The sequence below is a fragment of the Methylobacterium sp. PvP105 genome (assembly GCF_017876975.1).
Lineage (GTDB): Bacteria > Pseudomonadota > Alphaproteobacteria > Rhizobiales > Beijerinckiaceae > Methylobacterium > Methylobacterium radiotolerans.
The window spans coordinates 3,013,509-3,034,785 of the sequence record NZ_JAGIPA010000001.1; the positions used below are offsets into that span (position 1 = coordinate 3,013,509).

The following is a 21,277-nucleotide window of genomic DNA, read 5'->3' on the forward strand; positions in this document are numbered from 1 at the left end:
CCTTGACGGCGGAGCTCCAGTGTTGAAATTGTATAAAATCAATCGGGCAACGGGCTCGATCAGGACAAGGGTGCCCGCGATGACGCTCTCCCGCCGCCAGATACTGGCCGGAACCGCCGGCGCGGCCGCCGGCCTCGGCCTCCCGCACCTGGTCCGGGCCCAGCCCGGCGGCAGCGTGCTGCGCTTCATCCCGTCGACGCCCCTGCCGTCCCTCGATCCGATCGTCGCCACGAGCTACGTCATCCGCAACCACGGCTATCTCGTCTACGACACGCTGTTCGCCACCGACGAGAATTTCCGGATCCAGCCGCAGATGGTCAGCGCGTGGCAGACCGCGCCCGACGGCCTGCGCTGGACCTTCCATCTCCGGGACGGCCTCACCTTCCACGACGGCTCCCCCGTCGAGGCCAAGGACTGCATCGCGTCCATCGCGCGCTGGTCCAAGCGGGACGCGTTCGGCCAGACCCTGGCGGGCTTCGTGGAGGGCTACGGCCAGGAGGACGCGCGGACCTTCACCATCGCGCTGAAGAAGCCGTTCCCCCTCCTCCCGGCGGCACTCGGCAAGCTGTCCTCCAACGTGCCGTTCATCATGCCGGAGCGCGTCGCCCTCCAGGACGCGTCCAAGCCGATCGCCGACGCCACGGGCTCCGGGCCGTGGCGCTTCGAGGCGCGGGAATGGATCCCCGGCCAGAACGCGATCTACACCCGCCACGCCGGCTACCGCCCCCGCGAGGAGGCGCCCTCCTGGGCGGCCGGCGGCAAGGTCGCCAAGGTCGACCGGATCGAGTGGCTCGCCATCACCGAGGCCTCGGCCGCGGTGGGCGCGATGATCCAGGGGGCGGTCGACTGGTACGAGCAGCCGGCGATCGACCTGATCCCGGTCCTCAAGGGCAAGCCGGGGATCGAGATCCGCAACGTGCCGCTCGGGCTGATCCTGCTGATGCGGTTCAACCACACGCAGCCGCCGTTCAACAATCCCGAGATCCGCCGGGCCGTGATGATGGCCATGAAGCAGGACGACTACATGCAGGCGGTGGTCGGCAGCCCCGAATACTACCGGGAGGCCAAGACCTTCTTCACGCCCGGCTCGCCGATGTCGACCGGGGCCGGCGGGGCCGCCGCCATGCAGGCCGACCTCGCCAAGGCCAAGGCGATGCTGGCCCAGGCCGGCTACAAGGGCGAGCGCGTGGTCCTGCTGGCCCCGGCCGACCAGCCGATCGCCTACAACCAGTCGCTGGTGACCCAGGACCTGCTCAAGCAGCTCGGCATGAACGTCGATCTGGTCTCGACCGACTGGGGCAGCTTCATCGCCCGCCGCGGCAATCGCGGGCCGGTCGATGCCGGGGGCTGGTCCCTGTTCCACACCCTCTGGTCGGGGGCGGACGTGCTGAACCCGGCGCTGCACCCGCTGATCCGCGCCAACGGTCAGGCCGCGTGGTTCGGCTGGCCGGACGACCCGACCCTGGAGAGCCTGCGCAGCGACTGGATCGCCACCGGCGACGAGGCGCAGCAGAAGGCGCTCGCCGCGCGCATCGAGGAGCGGGCCTTCGCGGTCGTGCCCTACGCGCCCGCGGGCCTCGTTCAGCAGCCGATGGCCGTCAGCGCGAAGCTCAAGGGCATGGTCATGGCGCCCGTGCAGTTCTTCTGGAACATCGAGAAGACCGCCTGATCAGGGCGCTCCCGAGGACGGTTCGTCTTCGCGAGCGCAGCGAAGCAACCCAGGGCAGCGGGGCGCTGATGGGCGGGGCGCCGCTGGATCGCTTCGCGCCGCTCGCGAAGACGCGAGGGTGCGGATGCCCCTGCGTCTTCAGCCCGCGCCCTTCTCGGACACGCCGGCCTGCGCGAAGGTCGCCATGCCGGTGTGGCAGGCGAGCGCGCCCTTCAGCAGGCCCATCGCCATGCCGGCGCCCGAGGCCTCGCCGAGGCGCATGCCGAGCGCCAGCAGCGGCACCAGCCCGAGCCGCTCCAGAACCTCGGCGTGGACGCCCTCCGCCGAGACGTGGCCGGCGAGGCAGTGGTCCAGGGCGGCCGGGTCGGCGGCGTGCAGCACGGCCGCCGCGGCGGTGGCCACGTAGCCGTCGATCACCACCGGGATGCGCTGCAGCCGCGCGGCCAGGATCGCCCCCGCCATGGCGGCGATCTCCCGCCCGCCGAGGCGCGCCAGGACCTGGAGCGGGTCGTCGAGGTGGCCGGCATGGTGCGCGAGCGCCGCCTCCACGGCCGCGACCTTCCGGGACAGGCCGTCCCGGTCGACCCCGGTGCCGCGCCCGACCCAGTGGGCGGGATCGCCGCCGAACAGGGCGGCGTAGAGGGCGGCCGCCACCGTGGTGTTGCCGATGCCCATCTCGCCGATGCCGAGGCAGTCGGTGCCGGCGGCCACCGCCTCCATGCCGAACGCCATGGTGGCGACCGTGGCGCGCTCGTCGAGGGCCGGCCCCTCCGTGATGTCGCCGGTGGGCATGTCGAGGGCGAGGTCGAACACCTTGAAGCCGAGGCCGTAGGCCGCGCAGATCTGGTTGATCGCCCCGCCCCCGGCGGCGAAGTTGTCGAGCATCTGCCGGTTGACCGCGTCCGGGAAGGCCGAGACGCCGCGGCGCGTGACTCCGTGGCTGCCGGCGAAGACGCAGACCAGCGGCCGGTCGAAGGTCGGCGGCGCCTTGCCCTGCCACGCCGCCAGCCACGTCACGAGGCTCTCCAGGCGACCCAGCGAACCGGCGGGTTTCGTCAGGGTCGCGTCCCGGGCCGCGACGGCGGCCTTCGCCTCCGCGTCGGGGCCGGGCATCGCCGTCAGCAGGTTGCGGATGTCGGCGAAGGGGCCGGGCTCGGGCGCGGTCATCGGGTCGGTCTTCGAATCGGTCATGGCGGCGATGATTTCCTGTGGGCGCCCCCGGACGGGGAGACTATACGGGAGCGGCGCGCGGTGGCGGGCGGATGCGAGAGACCGCGATGGACAGGCAGACCGGCGGGGAGGCCGACTGGCCCGGGCGCGGCGCCCTCTACGACCTCGCCGGGTGCCTGCGCTTCTACTCCCGCCTGCCGGTGCCGCAACTGCCCGGCGAGCCGGACCCGCACCGGAGCCCCGACTTCACCACCCTGCCGCGGATGCTGCCGCTGGCCGGCCTGATCCTGGCGCTGCCCGCCGCCCTGGTGCTGGCGGCCGGCTGGGCCGTCGGGCTCGGGCCGTTCCTGGCCGCGACCCTCGCGGTGGCGGTCGCGGTGGTGGCGACCGGCGCCCTCCACGAGGACGGGCTCGCCGACGTCGCGGACGGGTTCGGCGGCGGCGCCACGCGGGAGCGCCGCCTGGAGATCATGCGCGACAGCCGGATCGGCGCCTACGGCGGCGCGGCCCTGGTCCTGGCGCTGGCCCTGCGGATCGGCGCCCTGGCGACGCTCCTCGACCGGACCGGCCACGCGGCCGTGACCGGCCTGATCCTGGCGGCCGCGCTGTCGCGGGTCGCCGCCCTCGCCCCGATGGTGCTGCTGGCGCCGGCGCGGCCGGGCGGCCTCTCCGCCTCGGTCGGCCGCCCGGACCGGGCGAGCCTCGCCACCGCGCTCGGCCTCGGCGCGGTGCTGGCGCTCGGCGCCGTGCCGCTCGGCCTGCCCTTCGGCGGGGTCGCGCTGATGATCCTGTGCGCCGGCCTCGCGGCACTGGGCCTCACCCGGCTGGCGCGCGCGAAGATCGGGGGGCAGACCGGCGACGTCATCGGCGCCTGCCAGCAGGCCGCGGAGATCGCCGCCCTGCTGGCCCTGGTGGCGGCGACGGCGGGCGTGGCGGACTGACAGATCCCGCCGCGTCTTGACCCGGCCACGATCCCCCGGCCAAGGATCACCGATGCCGCCCGCGCCGAAACCGTCCTCCCCCTGCACCAAGGTCTGCGTCCTCGACGCCGCGACCGGCCTGTGCTGCGGCTGCGGCCGGACCCGCGACGAGATCGCCGCCTGGGGCTCGCTGTCGGAGGCGCAGCGCCGCGCCGTGATGGCGGGGCTGGAGGCCCGGATGCGCGCCGCCCGCCTCGCGCCCCTGGAAGCGCCGCTGCCGTCATGATCTATCTCGGCCTCGCGGCCCTCGCCCTGGTTCTCGTCGCCCTGGTCCTCAGCGACGGCAGCGACAGCGTCGGCGGCGTGATCGGGCCCGACCAGTTGGCGAACCTCGCCTGGACCGGCACGATCCTGCTCCTGGTGGTGGCCGGGTTCTGGCGGCAATTCACGGCCCGGCTCGGCGCGAACCTCCAGGCGCTCCTGGCCTGGGCGCTGATCGGCCTCGCCCTGGTGATCGGTTACAGCTACCGCGACCGGATCCAGGACGTCGGCGCCCGGGTGCTCGGCGATCTCCGGCCGGGGAGCGCGACCCCGGGCGCCGACGGCTCGGTCACCGTCACACGGCGGGCGGACGGCGATTTCCGCGTCGATGCCGAGGTGAACGGCCGGGTGCAGCCCTTCCTGTTCGACACCGGGGCGAGCAGCGTCGTGCTCACCGCCGAGAACGCCGCCGCGCTGGGGCTCACGCCCGCGCCCGCCGAGTTCACCGCCCGCGTCTCCACCGCCAACGGCGTCACCTACGCGGCGCCGACCCAGCTCGACTCGCTCAGCGTCGGGACGATCACCGAGCGGCGGGTCAACGCCATGGTGGCCAAGCCGGGCGCGCTCTCGGCGAATCTCCTCGGCCAGACCTTCCTGTCGCGCCTGTCCGGCTACGAGGTCCGGGGCGACCGCCTGATCCTGCGCCGGCCCTGACCGGGCCGCCGCTCAGGCGGCGCGCGCCTCGGGCGCGGCGCGGGAGACCAGCGCCACCGCCTCCCGCAGGGTCGCGAGGTCGGCCTCCGGGCGCATCCCGTGGGTCGAGAGGTGGCGCCGGAAGGCCCGCGCGCCCGGCCGACCGTTGAACAGCCCCAGCATGTGCCGGGTGACCGCGTGCAGGCGCTCGCCCCGGGCCAGGCACGCGGCGATGTAGGGCTCGAACATCGCGACCGCCGCGAAAACGTCGGGGGCCGGAGCCGGCACGCCGAACAGGTCGGGATCGACGCCGAGCAGCAGTGCCGGCTCGGTGTAGGCGGCGCGGCCGACCATGACGCCGTCGACCTCGGCGAGCCGCGCCCGCGCGGAATCCAGGTCGCGCAGGCCGCCGTTGACCGCGATCGGCAGCCCGGGAAGCCGCCGCTTCAGCCGCGCGGCGCGGCCGTAATCGAGGGGGGGCACGTCCCGGTTCTCCTTGGGCGAGAGGCCCTGGAGCCAGGCCTTGCGGGCGTGGACGATCAGCCCGTCGACGCCCGCCGCCACCACGGCGTCGGCCAGGGCGTCGAGCGCCGCCTCGGGGTCCTGATCGTCGACGCCGATCCGGCACTTCACCGTCACCGGCACGGAGACCGCCGCCTTCATGGCGGCGACGCAGTCACCCACCAGGGCCGGCTCGCGCATCAGGCAGGCGCCGAAGCGGCCCTCCTGCACCCGGTCCGAGGGGCAGCCGACATTCAGATTGACCTCGTCGTAGCCGAGATCCGCGGCGATGCGGGCGGCCTGCGCCAGCTCCCCCGGGTCCGAGCCGCCGAGCTGGACCGCCACCGGGTGCTCCACCGCCGCGAAGCCGAGCAGCCGTTCGCGCGGCCCGTGCAGCACCGCGCCGGTGGTCACCATCTCGGTGTAGAGGCGGGCGCGCGCCGACAGCGACCGGTGGAACGCCCGGCAGTGCCGGTCCGTCCAGTCCATCATCGGGGCGACGGAGAAGCGCCATCCGCTGAGATTTCCAGGTTCTTCCGTTGCGGCAATCACTTGCTGTCGCTCTCGTGCTGTACCTCGCCGGGCCCCATCGGGCGTCGGACGGCGCGGAGCCCGGCCTCAGCGTGCCGGCTCGACCCCGTGCTGTACCACCGCTTGGCGCGCGATGGGGACCATCGTCGAGCGCGCGGAGGACCGGGACGACGGGGTATCACGCGAAGATCGCCGTCAAAAGAGACGGCAAGGTCCACCGCGAGACCCGGACCGTCCACCGGCGCGCGGCCGCGCCCCGGGCCAGGAAGCGGGAGGCGGAACTCGGCGCGCCCGCCGCGGCTGTGCCCGACGACGCGTGAAAGCCGGTGCGGCCGCCTCGGGCACGCCCGCATCCCTTACCTGAGGCCGAACCCGCCCCACCGAACGCCGGGATCAGACATCCTACGATCCTCCGGTCGCGGCTCGAAACGCACCGTTAACCAAGATCAGTGATTTCTCGAATCCATTGGTAGCGTCGCGCGGGCTGCACCTGCCGCCGCTTAAGGATGGCAAGTCATGCGGCTGATCGTCGGCACATTGATCGTCTTCGCCTGCGTCTTCGGCAGCTACGCGGCGATGGGCGGCCATCTGCTGGTCCTCTGGCAGCCGTTCGAGTTCGTCATCATCCTCGGCGCAGCCATCGGCGCCTTCGTCATCGGCAACACCGGGCCGGTGCTCAAGGCCGTGCCCGCCATGCTGGGCACGCTCGTGAAGGGCCCCAAATACAACCAGCAATCCTATGTTGAGCTGCTGGGGATGCAGTATTCGTTGTTCAGGCTCGCGAAGCAGAAGGGTTCGATGGCGCTCGAGCCGCACATCGAAGATCCGGGCGAGTCGACGCTGTTCAACGCCTTCCCGACCTTCGCGGCGAACCATCACGCGGTCGAGTTCGTCTGCGACTACATGCGTATGGTGACGCTGGGCGCCAACAACGTCCACGAGATCGACGCGCTCATGGACGAGGAACTGGAGACGCACCACCAGGAGCAGGAGCGCGTCGTCTCGGCCATGCAGTCGCTCGCCGACGGAACGCCGGCGCTCGGCATCGTCGCCGCCGTGCTCGGCGTGATCAAGACGATGGGCGCGATCAAGGAGCCGCCGGAGGTGCTGGGACATCTGATCGGCGGCGCGCTGGTCGGTACCTTCTTCGGCGTCTTCGTCGCCTACGGCTTCTTCGGGCCCATGGCGCAGTCGCTCAAGAGCCTCTTCGAGGCCGAATCCAAATACTACCTCTCACTCAAGGCGGGTCTGCTCGCCCACATCGCCGGCCAGCCCCCGGTGATGGCGGTCGAGTTCGCCCGGAAGGCTCTGATGAGCGACGTCCGCCCGACCTTCAACGAGGTGGAAGCGGCGACCGCCGCTCTGCCCGCCCAGAGCTGACCCGATAGCCGGCAGGGATTCGATGACCACGATCATCATCAAGAAGGTCAAGAAGGCCGGCCATGCCCACCACGGCGGGGCCTGGAAGATCGCCTACGCGGACTTCGTGACCGCCATGATGGCGTTCTTCCTGCTGATGTGGCTGATCAGCATGACGACGCAGGAGCAGAAGATCGGTCTGGCGGAGTACTTCTCGCCGGCGGCTCTGAGCCCTGCAACCAGCGGTGCGGGCGGGATCCTGTACGGCACCGCCCTGGACACCGCAGGCAACAAGCCGTCCACCCCCCGCGACGCGGAGAGGGGCTCTGCCGAGCGGGAGGTCACAGCGCGCCCGACCAGTCCGGGCCTCACCAGCGAGCTCGATGCCAGCCGTCCGGTCGCCAACGTGCAGGCCAACTGGAGCGCCATAGCCAGCCTCCGGCAGGCGCTCCAGACGATGCCCGATATCGCCGAGCTGTCGAAGAACATCGTGATCGAGCCGACCAAGGAGGGCGTGAACGTGTCCCTCGTGGACCAGGACGGCCGCTCCATGTTCCGCGAGGGCTCTGTCGAGCCCTACGAGCGCACCCGTCGCGTGCTGGAGGCGCTCGCGCCCGCTCTGCGCCGGATGCCCAATCGCCTGTCCATCACCGGCTACACGGCCGTTGCGCGCCCGGGCTCGGCACGGGCCGGCGAACCCTGGAGCCTCTCCGCCGGGCGCGCGCTCGCCGTGCGCGAGATCCTGTCGGGGGCCGGGGTTCCCAACGACAACTTCTCCGCCGTGTCGGGACGCGGCGACACCGAGCCGGTTTTCCCCGACAATCCCTACCTCGCGCCGAACCGACGGGTGACGATCACGCTGCTCAATGCGAGCCCGCCGGTGCCCCCGAACCTTCTTCGCTGACGACGAGACCTGCGCCGACACGGACGACACCGCGCGAAGCGCCGTCGAGAGCGCTTCAGATCATCGCGGCGTCTCGCGCGCTTCGCGCCGGATCCTGAGCCGCCTCGTCGCGTCCGGCGCGGGCGGCCGAGCCGGAGCGGCCGGCACGCTCGCAGCGCCTGCGAGCTGCGCCGCGATGGATGGGCCCGCCGAGCGCGGAGCCTTCGAGGCGAGCCCGCCCCGACGGGACCTGGTCAAACCCCGGGTGTCGCTTCGCCCCGCGACTCGAAGACGGGATCACGGGTGCCGGACCCGCGGCCTGTCAGGTTCCAGGTCCCGCCAGCGCGATGATGCGGTGCTCCCGTCCGGGCATACGGTCGGGACAGGCGGGGCCTCGCCGATCGCGGCCGCGGTGACAGGGCCGTTCAGCGAGACTTGACTCCGGGCGATCGCGCCGGCCGCGCGCGCATTTCGAGTGCACGTGTCCGCGAGCCGCCCGCGCGGCTCGCGGATGTTCCGCGCCCGCGACCGTCGGGCCCGCGCGCACCGACCGGAGGGCAAGGTCGCGCGGGTTCGCCGCGCGCTCGACGCCCAGCGCCTGGCCCGCGGGACCCGGCCGCCTCCCAGCCCTCGGCGCCGTCGATCCGGCACAGCCAGCGCGCAGGGTGCCGGCCCGGCCGGGCCGCACGCGCCGAACGTCGCCCCCGGGCAGCCATCCGGGCGCGGGCGGATCGCAGTTCCGGCGGCGTTCCGGGGATGTCCCACCGGTCGATGGCGAGGCCCCCGTCGAACAGGGCCGCGCGCCGATGTCGGGCGGAGCGTCGGCCCGGGCCGGCGTCCGGTCCGGCCGGGTGGCCGTCCGGCGCGGACAGGTCTTCTCCGCCGCGATCGGGATGAAGCATATCTCATATGCTCGCCCGTCATGGAATAATTCCAATGTACGGCAGATGATGGTCCGGCGCAGCGCTGAGGGACAGTCGATTCTGTCCGCGGTCTGGGCATAATAACTTTATTCATGGCCGGGAAATTCGATATGACGATCGGAAAGAGGATATTTTACCTTATCGGCGGTATCTTGCTGGCTTTCATATCGATCGTGGGCGTTCAGATCTCGCTCGTCGGCGCGGTGATGATGGATGGCCGCAGGGCCGCCATCCGCGCCCAGGTCGAGTCGGCGCACGGCATCGTGGCGGCGTTCGCCCAGCAGGCGGAGGCCGGCGCCATCACGGCCGACGAGGCGCGGCGGCGCGCGGGGGAGGCGCTGCGGGCGATGCGCTACAACGGCAGCGACTACGTCTTCGTCTACAGCTCGGCCCCGGGCAATATCGGCCGCAACGTCGTCCATCCCGATCCCAAGATCGAAGGCACGCGGTCCCGCGACGACGCGGCGATGAAGAAGACCTTCGTCTGGACGATGATCCAGCACGGCCAGGAGGGCGGCGGCTTCACCGAGTACCGCTGGGCCCGCCTCGGCGAGACCGAGCCCGCCCCGAAGGTCGCCTACTCGCTCGCCTACGAGCCCTGGCAATGGGTCATCAACTCGGCCCTGTACGTGGACGACATCCACGCCATGGACCGGGGGCGGACGGTCACCACCCTGCTCTGGCTGACACCCCTCGCGGTCGGGATCGGGCTGGTCGGGTTCCTGTTGGCGCGCAGCATCACGCGACCCCTGAGCGCCTTCACGGCGGCCCTGCGCCGCCTCGCCGACGGCGCGACGGACGTCGCCATTCCGGGACTCGGTCGGCGCGACGAGATCGGCCACATGGCCGAGGCCGCCGGCGTGTTCCGGGACAGCATGATCCAGGCTCGGACCTTGTCGATTGAGCAGCGCGCCGAGCAGGAGCGCCGGCAGGAGCGCGCCCAGTGGATGCAGGCGGTGACCCGCAGCTTCGACACCGAGGCGAGCCAGCTCCTGGCACAGGTCGATACCGCGGCGGCCGGCATGCGCGAGGCCTGTCGGGCGATGGCCGACACCGCCGCGCAGGCGTCGCGGCAGGCGGGCTCGGCGGCCGGGGCGGCGCAGCAGGCGGCGGCCAACGTGCAGACGGTGGCGGCGGCCACCGAGGAGCTGTCCGCCTCGATCGGCGAGATCGGCGGGCAGGTCACCAAGTCGGCCGCGATCGCCGGCCAGGCCGTGACCGAGGCGGAGCGGACCGACCGGCAGATCCGCGGCCTCGCCGGGGCAGCGGAGAGAATCGGGGAGGTCGTGCGGATCATCGCGGCGATCGCCGAGCAGACCAACCTGCTGGCGCTGAACGCCACGATCGAGGCGGCGCGGGCCGGCGAGGCCGGTCGCGGCTTCGCCGTGGTCGCCGCCGAGGTGAAGGGCTTGGCCGGGCAGACCGCGAAGGCCACCGAGGAGATCACCGCGCAGATCGCGGCGATCCAGGGCGAGACGACGGAGGCGGTCGGGGCGGTCCACGCGATCGGCAGGACCGTCGACACGATGAACGCGATCGCCAGCGCGATCGCGGCGGCGGTCGAGCAGCAGCGATTCGCCACCGGGCACATCTCGCAGAACATCGACGAGGCCGCCCGGGGAACCGACGCCGTGAGCCAGAACGTGGTCTCGGCCTCGTCGGCCGCGGAGGCGACGCACCGCGTGGCCGCGGAGGTCGGCGCGGCGGCCGGCGATGTCTGCCGCAGCGCCGAGGCCCTGCGCGCCGAGGTGATGCGGTTTCTCGTCGAGATGCGCGCCGCCTGAGCGCGCCGTCGCGCGGACGGGCGCCCCCGGGTGCGGGGCCCGTCCGCGAAGCGCACCGGAGGGGCGCGTCAGAACACCGGCATGGCCCCGGCCACCGTGACGAGCGCGCCCGACGTGTAGCTGCTCTCCTCAGAGGCCAGCATCACGTAAGCCGAGGCGAGTTCGGCCGGTTGTCCGGGCCGGCCGAACGGCACCTGGCTGCCGAAGGATTTCACCGAATCCTGGCTCATCCCGGAGGGGATGAACGGCGTCCAGATCGGCCCGGGCAGCACGCCGTTCACGCGCACGCCCTTGTCGGCGAGCAGCTGGGAGAGGCTGAGCACCATGTTGCTCAGGGCGCCCTTGGTGGCGCTGTAGGCCAGGAGCGACGGCATCGGGTGCTTGGAGTTCACCGACGAGGTGAAGATCACCGAGGCGCCGGGCTTCAGATGGGCGAGCGCCGCCTTGGTCACGTAGAACGCGCCGAACACGTTGGTGCGGAAATGGTCCTCGAACACGGCGTCGTCGATCCCGGCGAGGTCCCCGTTCGGCTGCTGGAACGCCCCGTTGTTGACCAGCACGTCGAGGCGCCCGAACGTCTCCAGCGTGCGGGCGACGATCTGGCGCCCGTAGGCGGCGTCCTTGAGATCGCCCGGCAGGAGCAGCGCCCGCCGTCCCGCCTTCTCGACCCACTGGGCGACCGCCTCCGCGTCGGCCTGCTCGTCGGGCAGGTAGGAGATGGCGATGTCGGCCCCTTCGCGGGCGAAGGCGATGGCGACCGCGCGGCCGATGCCGGAATCGCCGCCGGTGATCAGCGCCGCTCGGCCGGTCAGCTTGCCCGAGCCCTTGTAGCTCGCCTCGCCGTGGTCGGGTTCCGGCTCCATGCGGCCGGTCTTGCCGGGAAAGCTCTGGGGCTGCGCCGCGAAGGGCGGGCGGGGATATTTGTGCAGCGGATCCGTGGTCACGCGTCGTCTCCGATAGGGATGCCGGTCCAACCGCACGGTCTCCCGGGTGTTCCAGTGCCCTGGCGCCGCGCCCCGCCCGGCACAGCCCTGCCCGGCACGGCCCCGTTCGAGGCGGCTTCCGTCGCGGACAACACGAACCCGTGTGCCGGCGGCGGGCCGACACAGGTCAGCAACAGCCGTTCGCCACTCTGGCCGCGAGGAGGTCTCGCCATGATCGACGCACAGCCGGAGGATCGGGCCGCCCGCGTGATCGACCGCGTCCTGCTCTGCGCCGCGATGCTCTCGCTCACCTTCGGACTGGCCACGGGCCTGTGGGGCCTGCTGAAGTGAGCCAGCCCCGGGGCCCGAACGCTGCACAGGGATCCGGAACGCCGATCATGAACCGGCCCGGCCGGGCGTCCGCGCGGCGGTCCGGACGCGACTACACCGCCGTGGCGTTGATCGGAGCGGGGCTGGCGGTGCTCGCGCTCGCGCTGCTGCTGGTCGGTATCCCGTGATCGGTCGCCGGCGATGCTGCTGAAGCGCGCCGTCGTCGCCGCGCTGATCGCCGCGGCCGCGGCGTTCCTGCTGTACCTGGCGGCCCTCGCCCGCGCGGCGCTGTCGCCCGACGAGCCCTACGCGGCCAGCATCGGCCTCACCCTCGACCAGTGCGTGGCGGCCCAGGACAGCCTGTCAGACGAGGAGGCGCGCCTCTACTGCCGCAGGCCCGTGCCGAAGCGCCTGTGACCCGGAGCGCAGCGGATGTCCTGACGGCGGAGCGTGAGTTTTCCTGACACGCCGCGTGAAGACATGGTGATTGTCCCCGCGGCGTCGGGAACCTAGACGTCGGAGCACCGGCCGGGTCTGTCGCCGAGTCGGATCGCAGGAAAACGCACGGAAGGCCCGGCCCATGGCGGACGACGCGACGATCCGGTCCGGCCGCTGCCATTGCGGGGCCGTGCGCTTCGAGGCGGCCCTCGGCGACGATCTCGCGTCGATCCGCCGGTGCACCTGCTCCTACTGCCGCATGCGCGGCGCCGTCGTCGTCATGGCGCGGCCGGGCGGGGTCAGGATCCTGCAGGGCGCGGAGGCGCTGACGACCTACCGGTTCCACACCGGGGCGGCGCAGCACTTCTTCTGTTCCCGCTGCGGCGTCTACACGCATCATCAGCGGCGGTCGGACCCGAACGTCCACGCCGTCAACGTGGCCTGCCTGGACGGGGTCAGCCCCTTCGACTTTCCGGAGGTCCCGGTGATGGACGGCGTCAATCACACGAACGACACCGGCCAGCCCACGCGTCGCGCCGGCACGCTGCGCTTCGTCCCGGCGGAGTGACGGCCGCGTGACGGTGGTGGAGCGGCCGCGGTCGGGAGCCGGCGCGGGACCCCCGATCGGTCCCGTCTGACCCGCCCTGTCCCCGAGCGCCGCTCCGGACCGGGCCCGGCTCGAACGCTAGTGCTCGTGGCCGCAGCCGCAGCCGGGACCGTGCACGTGGCCGTGGTCATGGCCGTGGTCATGGGCGTGATCGTGGGCGTGCTTCTGGTGCCCGTGCTCGTGATGGTGCCCGTGATCGTGGCTGTGACGGTGGTCGTGCGCGTGCTTGTGACCGTGGTCGTGATGATCGTGGTCGTGATCGTGGGCATGGTGGTCGTGCCCGTGATCGTGTCCGCAGGTGCTGTGATCGTGGGCGGCCTGCTCGGGCCGGAAGGCGCGGGAGACGGGGGTCGCGACGCAGCCCTGCCCCCGCACCAGCTCGGCCGCGGCGGGTGTCGCCGGCACGTAGAGCACGTCCGTGCCGATCTCGGCGTCCACGTGGCTGCCGCCGAGCTGCCAGGCCAGGCGCAGCAGGCGGGCCGGATTCTCGGCGCGCACCTCCAGGAGGTCCTCGGCGGCCGCCCGCACCGCGACGAGCCGACCGTCGTCGAGGCGCAGGGCGTCGCCGTCCTCGAGCGCCGCGGCCCTGGTGAGCGCGACGTCGAAGCCGAGGCCGCCCTCGGCGACCAGGGATCCCGCGACGGCAGCCCGGGCCGCGCGGTCGAGGGTCACCGTGTCGGCGACGCGGTCGGCGCGGACCGCGGCCCGGCGGACGATCGTGGTGGCTGTCGGCATGGGACCCTCGGACATGAGCCGGACTGGTGCCGGGCGTGGTGCCGGATAGGGCGTCGCGGCATTGCGGCCGGAGCGCCTCCGAACCGTGGCATAGGGCGAGACGGGAACCCGGCGCAACTCGTCCCGCGGCCGATGGAACCTTAGCCGTATGGCCGACATTCCTTTCCTGCTAAGCTCGACGCGATCCGCAACGATCACGGCCACCGGCCGGACCGGATACACAAGGGAGTTCTGGGGACCATGAAGAAGCTGACGGCCGCCGCCATCGCCACCATCGCCGCCCTCTCGCTCGCCGGCTGCAACACCCCGGAGGACCGGGCTCTGGGCGGTGCCGGCCTCGGCGCCCTGACCGGTGCGGCGATCGGCGCGGCGGCCACCGGCCGCGCGGGCGGTGCCCTGGCGGGTGCCGCGATCGGCGGCGCCGGCGGTGCCATCGTGGGCGCCTCGACCGCGCCGCGCTGCCCCTACGGCACCTACCGCGACGCCTACGGCAACGTCTACTGCCGCTGAGCCGCGCTGAGCGTACCTGGGGGGGGGCCGGGCGCGTCCCGGCCCTTCCTCGCGGCGTGCGGAGCGGCTATCCCGTCGCTCGGCCGGGCCCGTCCCGGCGCCGGAACCCCGCCGCCCCCGATGACAGAGCCGAGCCGAGGATCAGCGCCGGGACCGGTCCGCCCATGAATCAGGCGACCAAGTCTCAGGGCGTCTGGGGCAAGCTCGGCGGTGCCGGATTCGGCCTCGCGCTCGGCGGTCCGCTCGGGGCGCTGATCGGCGGGGTCGCGGGCCATTTCCTGCTCGACCGCGTCGGCGCGCCCTTCGGGCGGACGCCGCGCGACGTCGTGTTCACCACCGGACTCGTGGCGCTCGCCGCCAAGATGGCCAAGTCCGACGGGGTCGTGCTGCCGTCGGAGGTCGAGGCGTTCGGCCGGGTCGTGCAGGTGGAGCCGTCCGCGCGGGCGGGCGTCGAGCGCCTGTTCGACCTCGCCAAGAAGACCACGAGCGGCTTCGAGGCCTACGCCCAGCAACTGGCGACCACCTTCGGCGACGAGCCGGCGCTCCTCGAGGACGTGCTCGACGGCCTGTTCCAGATCGCCGGCGCCGACGGGGCGCTGCACGAGGCCGAGGAGCGCTACCTGCGCGCCGTCTCGGGCATCTTCGGATTCGACGAGGCGGCGTTCCGGCGCATCGCCGCCCGCCACGTGCGGCTGCCGGACGATCCCTACGGCGTCCTCGGGCTCGACCGCGGGGCGGACGACGCCGCCGTGAAGGCCCGCCACCGGGCGCTGGTGGCCGAGCACCACCCGGACCGGGCGCTCGCTCGCGGCCTGCCGACGGAGGCGGTCGCCATCGCCACGCGGCGGCTCGCCGCGATCAACGCGGCCTATGACCGGATCGCGCAGGAGCGCGGACTCCGGTGAGTCTCGCGCCCGACAGCCCCCTGGCCCGCCGCGTCGCGCCCTCGCCGAACCACGGCGCCCGCCGCGCGGGGCCGCTCGACATGCTGATCCTGCACTACACCGGGATGGACAGCGGGGCCGCCGCCCTCGCGCGCCTGCGCGACCCGCTGAGCGAGGTCTCGGCGCACTACCTCGTGTTCGAGGATGGCGGCACCGTCCAGATGGTGCCGGAGGCCCGCCGGGCCTGGCACGCCGGGGCCGGCGCCTGGAAGGGCGAGACCGACGTCAATTCCCGGTCGATCGGGATCGAGATCGTGAATCCGGGCCATGCCGGCGGGCTGCCGCCGTACCCGGAGGCGCAGGTCGAGGCCGTGATCGCGCTGGCCCGGGACATCCTCGGCCGCTGGCCGATCCCGCCGGAGCGGGTGCTCGCCCATTCCGACGTGGCGCCCGAGCGCAAGGAGGATCCGGGGGAGATCTTCCCGTGGGACCGCCTCGCGGCGGCGGGGGTGGGTCACCACGTGCCGCCCGCGCGCCTCCAGGACGGCCGCTTCCTCGCGCGGGGCGATGCTGGCCAGCCCGTCGAGGCGCTGCAGGCGATGTTCGCGCTCTACGGTTACGACCTGCCGGTGACCGGGACGTTCGACGCGCGCACCCGGGCTGTGGTCACCGCGTTCCAGCGCCATTTCCGCCCGGCGCGGGTGGACGGCGTGGCCGACGCCTCCACCATCACCACCCTGCGCGACCTGATCGCGGCGCTGCCGGCGTCCTGAGGGCCGGGCGCCCGCCGGGCCTCCCTCAGGCGCGGTGGGCCCGCGCCTCGTGCGGGGGGGCGGCCTCCGGGGCGGCCGCGGCCGAAGCGTCGGTCCGGGTCCGCCAGAGGCTGTAGAAGACACCGGCCGCCAGCAGCGTCAGGGTCACCACAAGGGAGACCCAGGGCTGCACGTGGATGAGCCCGAACGTGTCGGCCACCACGATCTTGGCGCCGATGAAGATCAGGATGAAGGCCAGCGCCGTCTTCAGGTAGGCGAACCGGTCGACCATGGCGGCGAGCGCGAAGTAGAGGGCGCGCAGGCCCAGGATCGCGAAGATGTTGGAGGTGTAGACGACGAACGTGTCGGTGGTGATCGCGAAGATCGCCGGCACGCTGTCGACCGCGAAGATCACGTCGGCGCCGTTCACCAGCACCAGGGCGAGGGCCAGCGGCGTGAAGTACAGGGCGACCTTGCCGGTCTTCGGGTCGGTCTTGCGCACCGTGAAGCGCTGGCCGTGCAGGTCGGGCGTGACCCGGAAGGTCGTCTTGAACCAGCGCACGACGGCGCTGTTCTGGAAGTCGCCCTCCTCCTCGTCGCCCGCGATCAGGATCTTCAGGCCGGCGTAGATCAGGAAGGCGGCGAACAGGGAGAGCACCCAGTGCACCTCGTGCACCAGGGCGGCGCCGAGGCCGATCATCAGGCCGCGCAGCACCACGGCCGCCAGGATGCCCCAGAGCAGGACCCGGTGCTGGGCGGCCCGGGGGACGCCCAGAGCCGTGAGAATCATGGCGATGACGAAGACGTTGTCCATCGACAGCGACTTCTCGACCACGAGGCCGGTGACGTATTCCTCGGCGGAGGACGGCCCGAGATACCACCAGATCCAGCCGCCGAAGGCGAGGCCGAGGGCGAGGTAGAAGCCGGTGAGCAGCAGGCTCTCCCGGACGCCGATCTCGTGCTCCTTGTCGCGGTGGAGGAGCCCGAGGTCGAAGGCGAGCAGGCAGGCGATCAGGACGTGGAACCCGAGCCACATCCACAACGGCTTGCCGAGCCATACGACGGTAAGGACGTCCATCATGTGCGGGACCTGATGCTGATTCCGAATGGAAAGCATCGGCTCCGACATCACGGGCGCTGAGGAGCGCCCGCCAGAGGGGCCCGCAGCCGATGAGGTCGACGTAAGGGGCGATCCGGGCGAATCAAGGGCAGAGCGCCGGCGTGGCGCGCGGACCGGTGACGATATCCGGCCCCCGTGGCCCCGGCGCGACGAAGGAGCGCGTCACCTTCCGGATGCCGCCGGAAGGCGCGAGCACCCGCACGCGTCCGCGACCTGCTCCGGAGCGGTCTCCCGTCTCGGCCCCGCCCGCGTGCGCGGTGACGGGATCCCGGCCCGGTCCGGCGTCGCGGGATCGGCACAAGTCCACCCCGGGGGCCGTCAGGCGGAGGCCTCCGGCGTCTCGGCGGCCATCTTCGGCGACGTGCGCTCGCGCAGGGGCCGCTCCTCCATCAGCGCCAGGAACGTGAAGGCGCCGAGCAGGCCGAGGCAGGCGGCCAGGAAGACGTAGCGGAAAGTCAGGGCGAGCTGGGCCGGGTCCGCGCCGCGGATCAGGCTCTCCACGTCGTGCGCCCCTCCCCCTGCCCCGCCCGCGGCGCCGCCGAGCACGATCGTCCCGAAGGCCGCCACGATCAGCGCCCCACCGAGGGAGCGGAAGAAGTTCATCGCGGCGGTGGCGATGCCGAGCTGGTGCGTCTCCACGGCGTTCTGGATCGAGATGGTCGAGAGCGGGAGGATCGTCCCGATTCCCATGGAGAGCAGCGCGAACAGCACCTCCATGAGCCAGAAGGGCAGCGCCCGGCCCTGCCAGGCGATGGTGGCGCAGCAGGCGAGACTGACGCACATCATCGCCAGCGGTACCCGCTTGTAGTGCCGGAAATGCAGCATCGACCGGCCCGACAGGGTCGCGCCCGTGACGGTGCCGATCATCAGCGGCACCAGGGCCACGCCGGACTCGCTCGCCGAGAGCCCGATCACCCCTTCGAGGAAGATCGGCACGTAGATGGTGAGCCCGATGAAGGTGCCCATGGCGAAGCAGGCCGCCAGCGTCGCGCTGTAGACCACCCGGTCCCTCAGCACCTCCGTGGGGATCAGCGGCTCCGGCGCCGTGGCGAGCCGCGCCGCGAAGCCGCCCCCCAGCACGGCCGCCCCGGCGAGGAGGGCGAGGACCGGCGCCGAGTCCCAGGGATAGCGCACCCCGCCCCAGCTCAGGGCCAGCAGGAGGGTGACGGAGCCCGCCACCATCAGGGCGGCGCCGGGATAGTCCAGCCGGTGGCGGCGCTCGTGGCGCGGCAGGCGCTTCAGGTTGGCGTTGGTGAGCGCGAAGGCGAGGCAGCCGATCGGCAGGTTGATCCAGAAGATCAGCGACCAGTGCAGGTGCTGGGCGAAGAAGCCGCCGAGCAGCGGCCCCGCCACCGAGGCCGTCACGAACACGCCCGCGATCACCACCTGGTAGCGCGCCCGCTCCTTGGGCGACATGATGTCGGCCAAGATGGTCTGCGCCAGGGCGATCAGCCCGCCGCCGCCGACGCCCTGGAGGCCCCGGGCGAGCGCCAGCGCCACCATCGTGGGCGCGAGCGCGCAGGCGAGCGAGCCGACCACGAAGGTCGCGATGGCGATCAGCAGCATGATCCGCCGGCCGTGGATGTCGCTGAGCTTGCCGTAGAGCGGGGTCACCGCCGTGGAGGCCAGCAGGTAGGCGGTGACGATCCAGGGCAGGTTCGCGGCGTCGCCGAAGTCGAGGCCGATGGTCGGCATGGCGGTCGCCACGATGGTCTGGTCGAGGGCCGCGAGCAGCATCGCGGTCATCAGCCCGTAGACGATGGCGCGGATCTCGCCGGGGCTGAGCGCGGCCTGCGGGCCGGCCGGCCGCGCCCGGGTTTGCGGCTGGACCTCGGTGACGGCGACGGGACTGGCCACGTGTCTGAGAGCCTCTGATCCGGACCGTGCCGGCCGACCGTCCGGGGCGGACGGGGCCTGGGGCGGCATGAGGAGGTGTGCGGACGGACCGCGGTCGCGGGCCGGTGTGCCGGTACCCGCGGCGCCCGGGATCGGAAAGAACGCAGGTCCGGACGTACCCGGTTCCTAGCGCAACGCCGGAGGCCAGCCCATGGCGCCCGGCGCCGATCCGGCCTTCGCCCTTGACAGAGGGCGCCGGGCTGTCGCTCTCCCGGCCCATGCCGGATGACAGGGATGCAATCGCCATCGTGGGCGGCGGGCCGGCCGGGCTCGCCGCGGCCGAGCTGCTGGGGGAGGCCGGCCGCGCGGTCACGGTCTACGAGCGCATGCCGTCCGTCGCCCGCAAGCTGCTGATCGCCGGGCGCGGCGGCCTCAACATCACCCACAGCGAGGCGCGGGCGGAGTTCCTCGCCCGCTACCATCCGCGCGGCGTCCTCGACGCGGCCATCGCGGCCTTCCCGCCCGACGCGCTCAGGGCGTGGTGCGCGGATCTCGGCGAGCCGACCTTCGTCGGCTCGAGCGGGCGCGTCTTCCCGCAAAGCTTCAAGGCCTCGCCGCTGCTGCGGGCGTGGCTGGCGCGGCTCGACCGCCTCGGCGTCCGGATCCGCACCCGCCACCGGCTCACGGGGATCGCCGAAGGCCTGCGCTTCGAGACCCCGGACGGTCCCCTGGACCTCCGCCCCCGCGCCACCCTGCTGGCGCTGGGCGGGGCCAGCTGGCCCCGCCTCGGCTCGGACGGGCGCTGGGTGCCGCTCCTCGAAGGGCTCGGCGTGGCGGTGGCGCCCCTGCGTCCGGCCAATGCCGGCTTCGCGGCGGCGTGGTCCGACCTGTTCCGGGAGCGGTTCTCCGGCGCGCCGCTGAAGCGGGTGGCGCTCACCTGCGCGGGCACCACGGTGCGGGGCGAGGCCGTGATCACGGAGGCCGGCATCGAGGGCGGGGCGATCTACGCCCTCTCGCGCCCCCTGCGGGAGGCGATCGCGGCCGTGGGCAGCGCGCGGCTGGTCGTGGATCTCCGCCCCGACCTGACCCGGGAGGCCCTCGCCCGCCGCCTGTCCGGGTCCCGGCCGGGCGACTCGGCCGGGACCCGGCTGCGCAAGGCCGCGGGCCTCGCGCCCGCGGCGGCGGGTCTGCTGCGCGAGGCGGCCGGCGGCGCCCTCCCGACGGAGCCCGGGGCCCTCGCCGGTCTGATCAAGGCCGCGCCCATCACCCTCACCGCCTCCGCGCCGATCGAGCGGGCGATCTCGACGGCGGGCGGCGTCCGGCTCGACGCCCTCGACGGGCGGTCCATGCTGCGCGCCCATCCCGGCCTGTTCCTGGCCGGCGAGATGCTCGACTGGGAGGCGCCGACCGGCGGCTACCTGCTCCAGGGCGCCTTCGCGGGCGGCCGGGCGGCCGCCGCCGGGATGCTCGACTGGCTGCGCGAGACCGGCGGCTGAGCCGCCGGGATCAGGGTTGCCCGCCTCAGGGCCGCGTGCAGAACCCGACGATGCCGGACGCCTCCGCCGGGCAGCTGGCGCCCTCCCCCTCGTAGACCGGCGCGCCGCCCTTGAGGCAGTGGGCCGTGACCAGCATCTCGCCGGTCCCGCAGGTGATCGTGCAGCCCCCCGGGCAGTCGGATTTGCGCACGGGCCGCAGGCTGGCCGCGGCGGCCTCGCCCTTCGGACCCGGGCCGCCCTGCGGTCCGACCGGACCCCGTGGGCCCGCGTCGCCCTTCGGACCCGGTGCGCCCTGTGGGCCGACCGCGCCCGCGAGACCGGGCTCTCCTCTCGGGCCGGGCTCGCCCTGGGGACCCGTATCGCCCTTGAGGCCCCGCTCGCCTTGAGGGCCCTGCTCGCCCTTGGCCCCCTGCTCCCCCCTGGGCCCCTGCTCGCCCTTGGGACCGGTCTCACCCTTGGGGCCCGTCTCACCCTTGGGGCCCGTCTCGCCGGCCGGTCCCGCCGCACCCTGGGGACCGGGCGGTCCGGGCGGCCCCTCGGGCGCGCAGTTCGCCACCACCGCCTCGCGCTCGTCCGGCTCCGCCTTCAGCGTCACCACGCAGGTCGAGGGCCGGTAGGGCAGCCGGAAGGTGAACCGGCCGCGCCGGTCGGCCTGGATCGAGATGTCGTCGTCCAGCACCACGATCGCCCCGGGCTTGCGCACCGAGCCCGAGATCCGCAGGTCGCCGGCCTCGATCCGCGCGTCGTAGACCATGATCGGCTGGCTCGGGGCCTGCGCGTGGCGGACCCGCGGGCGGGCCGGGCGAGACCGCCCCGTCACGGGGGCGGCCGCGGCCGGATCCGGACCGGCGGCACTTGGCGGATCCGCCTGCTGGCCGAGTGCCGCCCCCGACAGGGCGAGCAGGAGCGTCAGGGTGAGGGCTGAGCTGAGGGCTGAGCGCATGCGCGGTCC

The 21,277-nt window shown here is 73.1% G+C and carries 20 protein-coding genes; 13 read left to right on the forward strand and 7 right to left on the reverse strand.

What is annotated here, in order from left to right; genetic code table 11:
- Positions 1-79 precede the first annotated feature (79 nt).
- The gene (locus J3A75_RS14290) at positions 80-1,669 is read left to right on the forward strand and encodes an ABC transporter substrate-binding protein (RefSeq protein ID WP_063111439.1); all 1,590 of its coding nucleotides are present in this window, start codon (positions 80-82) and stop codon (positions 1,667-1,669) included.
- A gap of 138 nt (positions 1,670-1,807) precedes the next feature.
- On the opposite strand, the gene cobT is transcribed toward J3A75_RS14290, so the two are convergent.
- A complete protein-coding gene (gene cobT / locus J3A75_RS14295; protein ID WP_012318951.1) occupies positions 1,808-2,860 on the reverse strand; it encodes a nicotinate-nucleotide--dimethylbenzimidazole phosphoribosyltransferase in 1,053 nt (350 codons plus the stop codon).
- 86 nt (positions 2,861-2,946) lie between these two features.
- On the opposite strand from cobT, the gene cobS reads away from it, so the two are divergent.
- Genes cobS through J3A75_RS14310 form a run of 3 tightly spaced genes read left to right on the forward strand, consistent with a single transcriptional unit; the run spans position 2,947 to position 4,734 of the window.
- Positions 2,947-3,780: an adenosylcobinamide-GDP ribazoletransferase gene (cobS, locus tag J3A75_RS14300; protein ID WP_053621171.1), complete on the forward strand. Its 834-nt coding sequence runs from the start codon at positions 2,947-2,949 to the stop codon at positions 3,778-3,780.
- A 52-nt stretch (positions 3,781-3,832) separates the two neighbouring features.
- On the forward strand, positions 3,833-4,045 hold the full coding sequence (locus J3A75_RS14305; protein ID WP_012318953.1) for a DUF1289 domain-containing protein: 213 nt from the start codon (positions 3,833-3,835) through the stop codon (positions 4,043-4,045).
- Positions 4,042-4,734: a TIGR02281 family clan AA aspartic protease gene (locus tag J3A75_RS14310; protein WP_024830269.1), complete on the forward strand. Its 693-nt coding sequence runs from the start codon at positions 4,042-4,044 to the stop codon at positions 4,732-4,734. The genes J3A75_RS14305 and J3A75_RS14310 overlap by 4 nt, the downstream gene beginning before the upstream one ends.
- Positions 4,735-4,746: 12 nt before the next feature.
- Here J3A75_RS14310 and dusA read toward each other — a convergent pair whose 3' ends face one another.
- Positions 4,747-5,766 carry a tRNA dihydrouridine(20/20a) synthase DusA gene (dusA, locus tag J3A75_RS14315; protein ID WP_209650294.1) on the reverse strand — a complete coding sequence of 340 codons (1,020 nt, stop codon included), beginning with the start codon at positions 5,764-5,766 and terminating at the stop codon, positions 4,747-4,749.
- Positions 5,767-6,261: 495 nt separating this feature from the next.
- On the opposite strand from dusA, the gene motA reads away from it, so the two are divergent.
- The 3 genes from motA (at position 6,262) to J3A75_RS14330 (ending at position 10,694) form a co-directional block, all read left to right on the forward strand.
- A complete protein-coding gene (motA, locus tag J3A75_RS14320; RefSeq protein WP_012318956.1) occupies positions 6,262-7,125 on the forward strand; it encodes a flagellar motor stator protein MotA in 864 nt (287 codons plus the stop codon).
- 22 nt (positions 7,126-7,147) lie between these two features.
- Positions 7,148-8,008 carry a flagellar motor protein MotB gene (locus J3A75_RS14325; RefSeq protein WP_012318957.1) on the forward strand — a complete coding sequence of 287 codons (861 nt, stop codon included), beginning with the start codon at positions 7,148-7,150 and terminating at the stop codon, positions 8,006-8,008.
- Positions 8,009-9,083: 1,075 nt separating this feature from the next.
- Complete coding sequence (locus J3A75_RS14330; protein WP_312892487.1) at positions 9,084-10,694, forward strand: cache domain-containing protein; 1,611 nt, start codon at positions 9,084-9,086, stop codon at positions 10,692-10,694.
- 68 nt (positions 10,695-10,762) lie between these two features.
- Here J3A75_RS14330 and J3A75_RS14335 read toward each other — a convergent pair whose 3' ends face one another.
- On the reverse strand, positions 10,763-11,638 hold the full coding sequence (locus tag J3A75_RS14335; RefSeq protein WP_063111438.1) for an SDR family oxidoreductase: 876 nt from the start codon (positions 11,636-11,638) through the stop codon (positions 10,763-10,765).
- Between the two features lie 510 nt (positions 11,639-12,148).
- On the opposite strand from J3A75_RS14335, the gene J3A75_RS14340 reads away from it, so the two are divergent.
- Entirely contained in the window at positions 12,149-12,364 is a 216-nt protein-coding gene (locus J3A75_RS14340) for a hypothetical protein (protein ID WP_012318981.1), read from the forward strand.
- Positions 12,365-12,527: 163 nt separating this feature from the next.
- Complete coding sequence (locus J3A75_RS14345; RefSeq protein WP_012318982.1) at positions 12,528-12,953, forward strand: GFA family protein; 426 nt, start codon at positions 12,528-12,530, stop codon at positions 12,951-12,953.
- Positions 12,954-13,070: 117 nt separating this feature from the next.
- On the opposite strand, the gene J3A75_RS14350 is transcribed toward J3A75_RS14345, so the two are convergent.
- The gene (locus J3A75_RS14350) at positions 13,071-13,727 is read right to left on the reverse strand and encodes an urease accessory protein UreE (protein WP_070999396.1); all 657 of its coding nucleotides are present in this window, start codon (positions 13,725-13,727) and stop codon (positions 13,071-13,073) included.
- Positions 13,728-13,967: 240 nt separating this feature from the next.
- On the opposite strand from J3A75_RS14350, the gene J3A75_RS14355 reads away from it, so the two are divergent.
- From J3A75_RS14355 to J3A75_RS14365, 3 genes are all read left to right on the forward strand, one after another.
- Complete coding sequence (locus tag J3A75_RS14355) at positions 13,968-14,237, forward strand: hypothetical protein (protein WP_012318984.1); 270 nt, start codon at positions 13,968-13,970, stop codon at positions 14,235-14,237.
- Between the two features lie 164 nt (positions 14,238-14,401).
- A complete protein-coding gene (locus J3A75_RS14360) occupies positions 14,402-15,142 on the forward strand; it encodes a TerB family tellurite resistance protein (RefSeq protein ID WP_024830265.1) in 741 nt (246 codons plus the stop codon).
- Complete coding sequence (locus J3A75_RS14365) at positions 15,139-15,894, forward strand: N-acetylmuramoyl-L-alanine amidase (protein ID WP_012318986.1); 756 nt, start codon at positions 15,139-15,141, stop codon at positions 15,892-15,894. Before J3A75_RS14360 ends, J3A75_RS14365 begins: the two co-directional genes overlap by 4 nt.
- Before the next feature lie 25 nt (positions 15,895-15,919).
- On the opposite strand, the gene J3A75_RS14370 is transcribed toward J3A75_RS14365, so the two are convergent.
- Both J3A75_RS14370 and J3A75_RS14375 read right to left on the reverse strand, forming a co-directional pair.
- Positions 15,920-16,954: a TerC family protein gene (locus J3A75_RS14370; protein WP_012318987.1), complete on the reverse strand. Its 1,035-nt coding sequence runs from the start codon at positions 16,952-16,954 to the stop codon at positions 15,920-15,922.
- A 357-nt stretch (positions 16,955-17,311) separates the two neighbouring features.
- A complete protein-coding gene (locus tag J3A75_RS14375; RefSeq protein ID WP_199825838.1) occupies positions 17,312-18,850 on the reverse strand; it encodes an MDR family MFS transporter in 1,539 nt (512 codons plus the stop codon).
- A gap of 257 nt (positions 18,851-19,107) precedes the next feature.
- Here J3A75_RS14375 and J3A75_RS14380 point away from each other — a divergent pair, with 257 nt between their 5' ends.
- Positions 19,108-20,325, forward strand: a complete 1,218-nt coding sequence (locus J3A75_RS14380; RefSeq protein ID WP_012318989.1) for a TIGR03862 family flavoprotein — start codon at positions 19,108-19,110, stop codon at positions 20,323-20,325.
- Between the two features lie 25 nt (positions 20,326-20,350).
- Here J3A75_RS14380 and J3A75_RS14385 read toward each other — a convergent pair whose 3' ends face one another.
- Positions 20,351-21,268, reverse strand: coding sequence for a collagen-like protein (locus tag J3A75_RS14385; RefSeq protein WP_070999398.1), 918 nt, complete (start codon positions 21,266-21,268; stop codon positions 20,351-20,353).
- Positions 21,269-21,277: the final 9 nt, after the last annotated feature.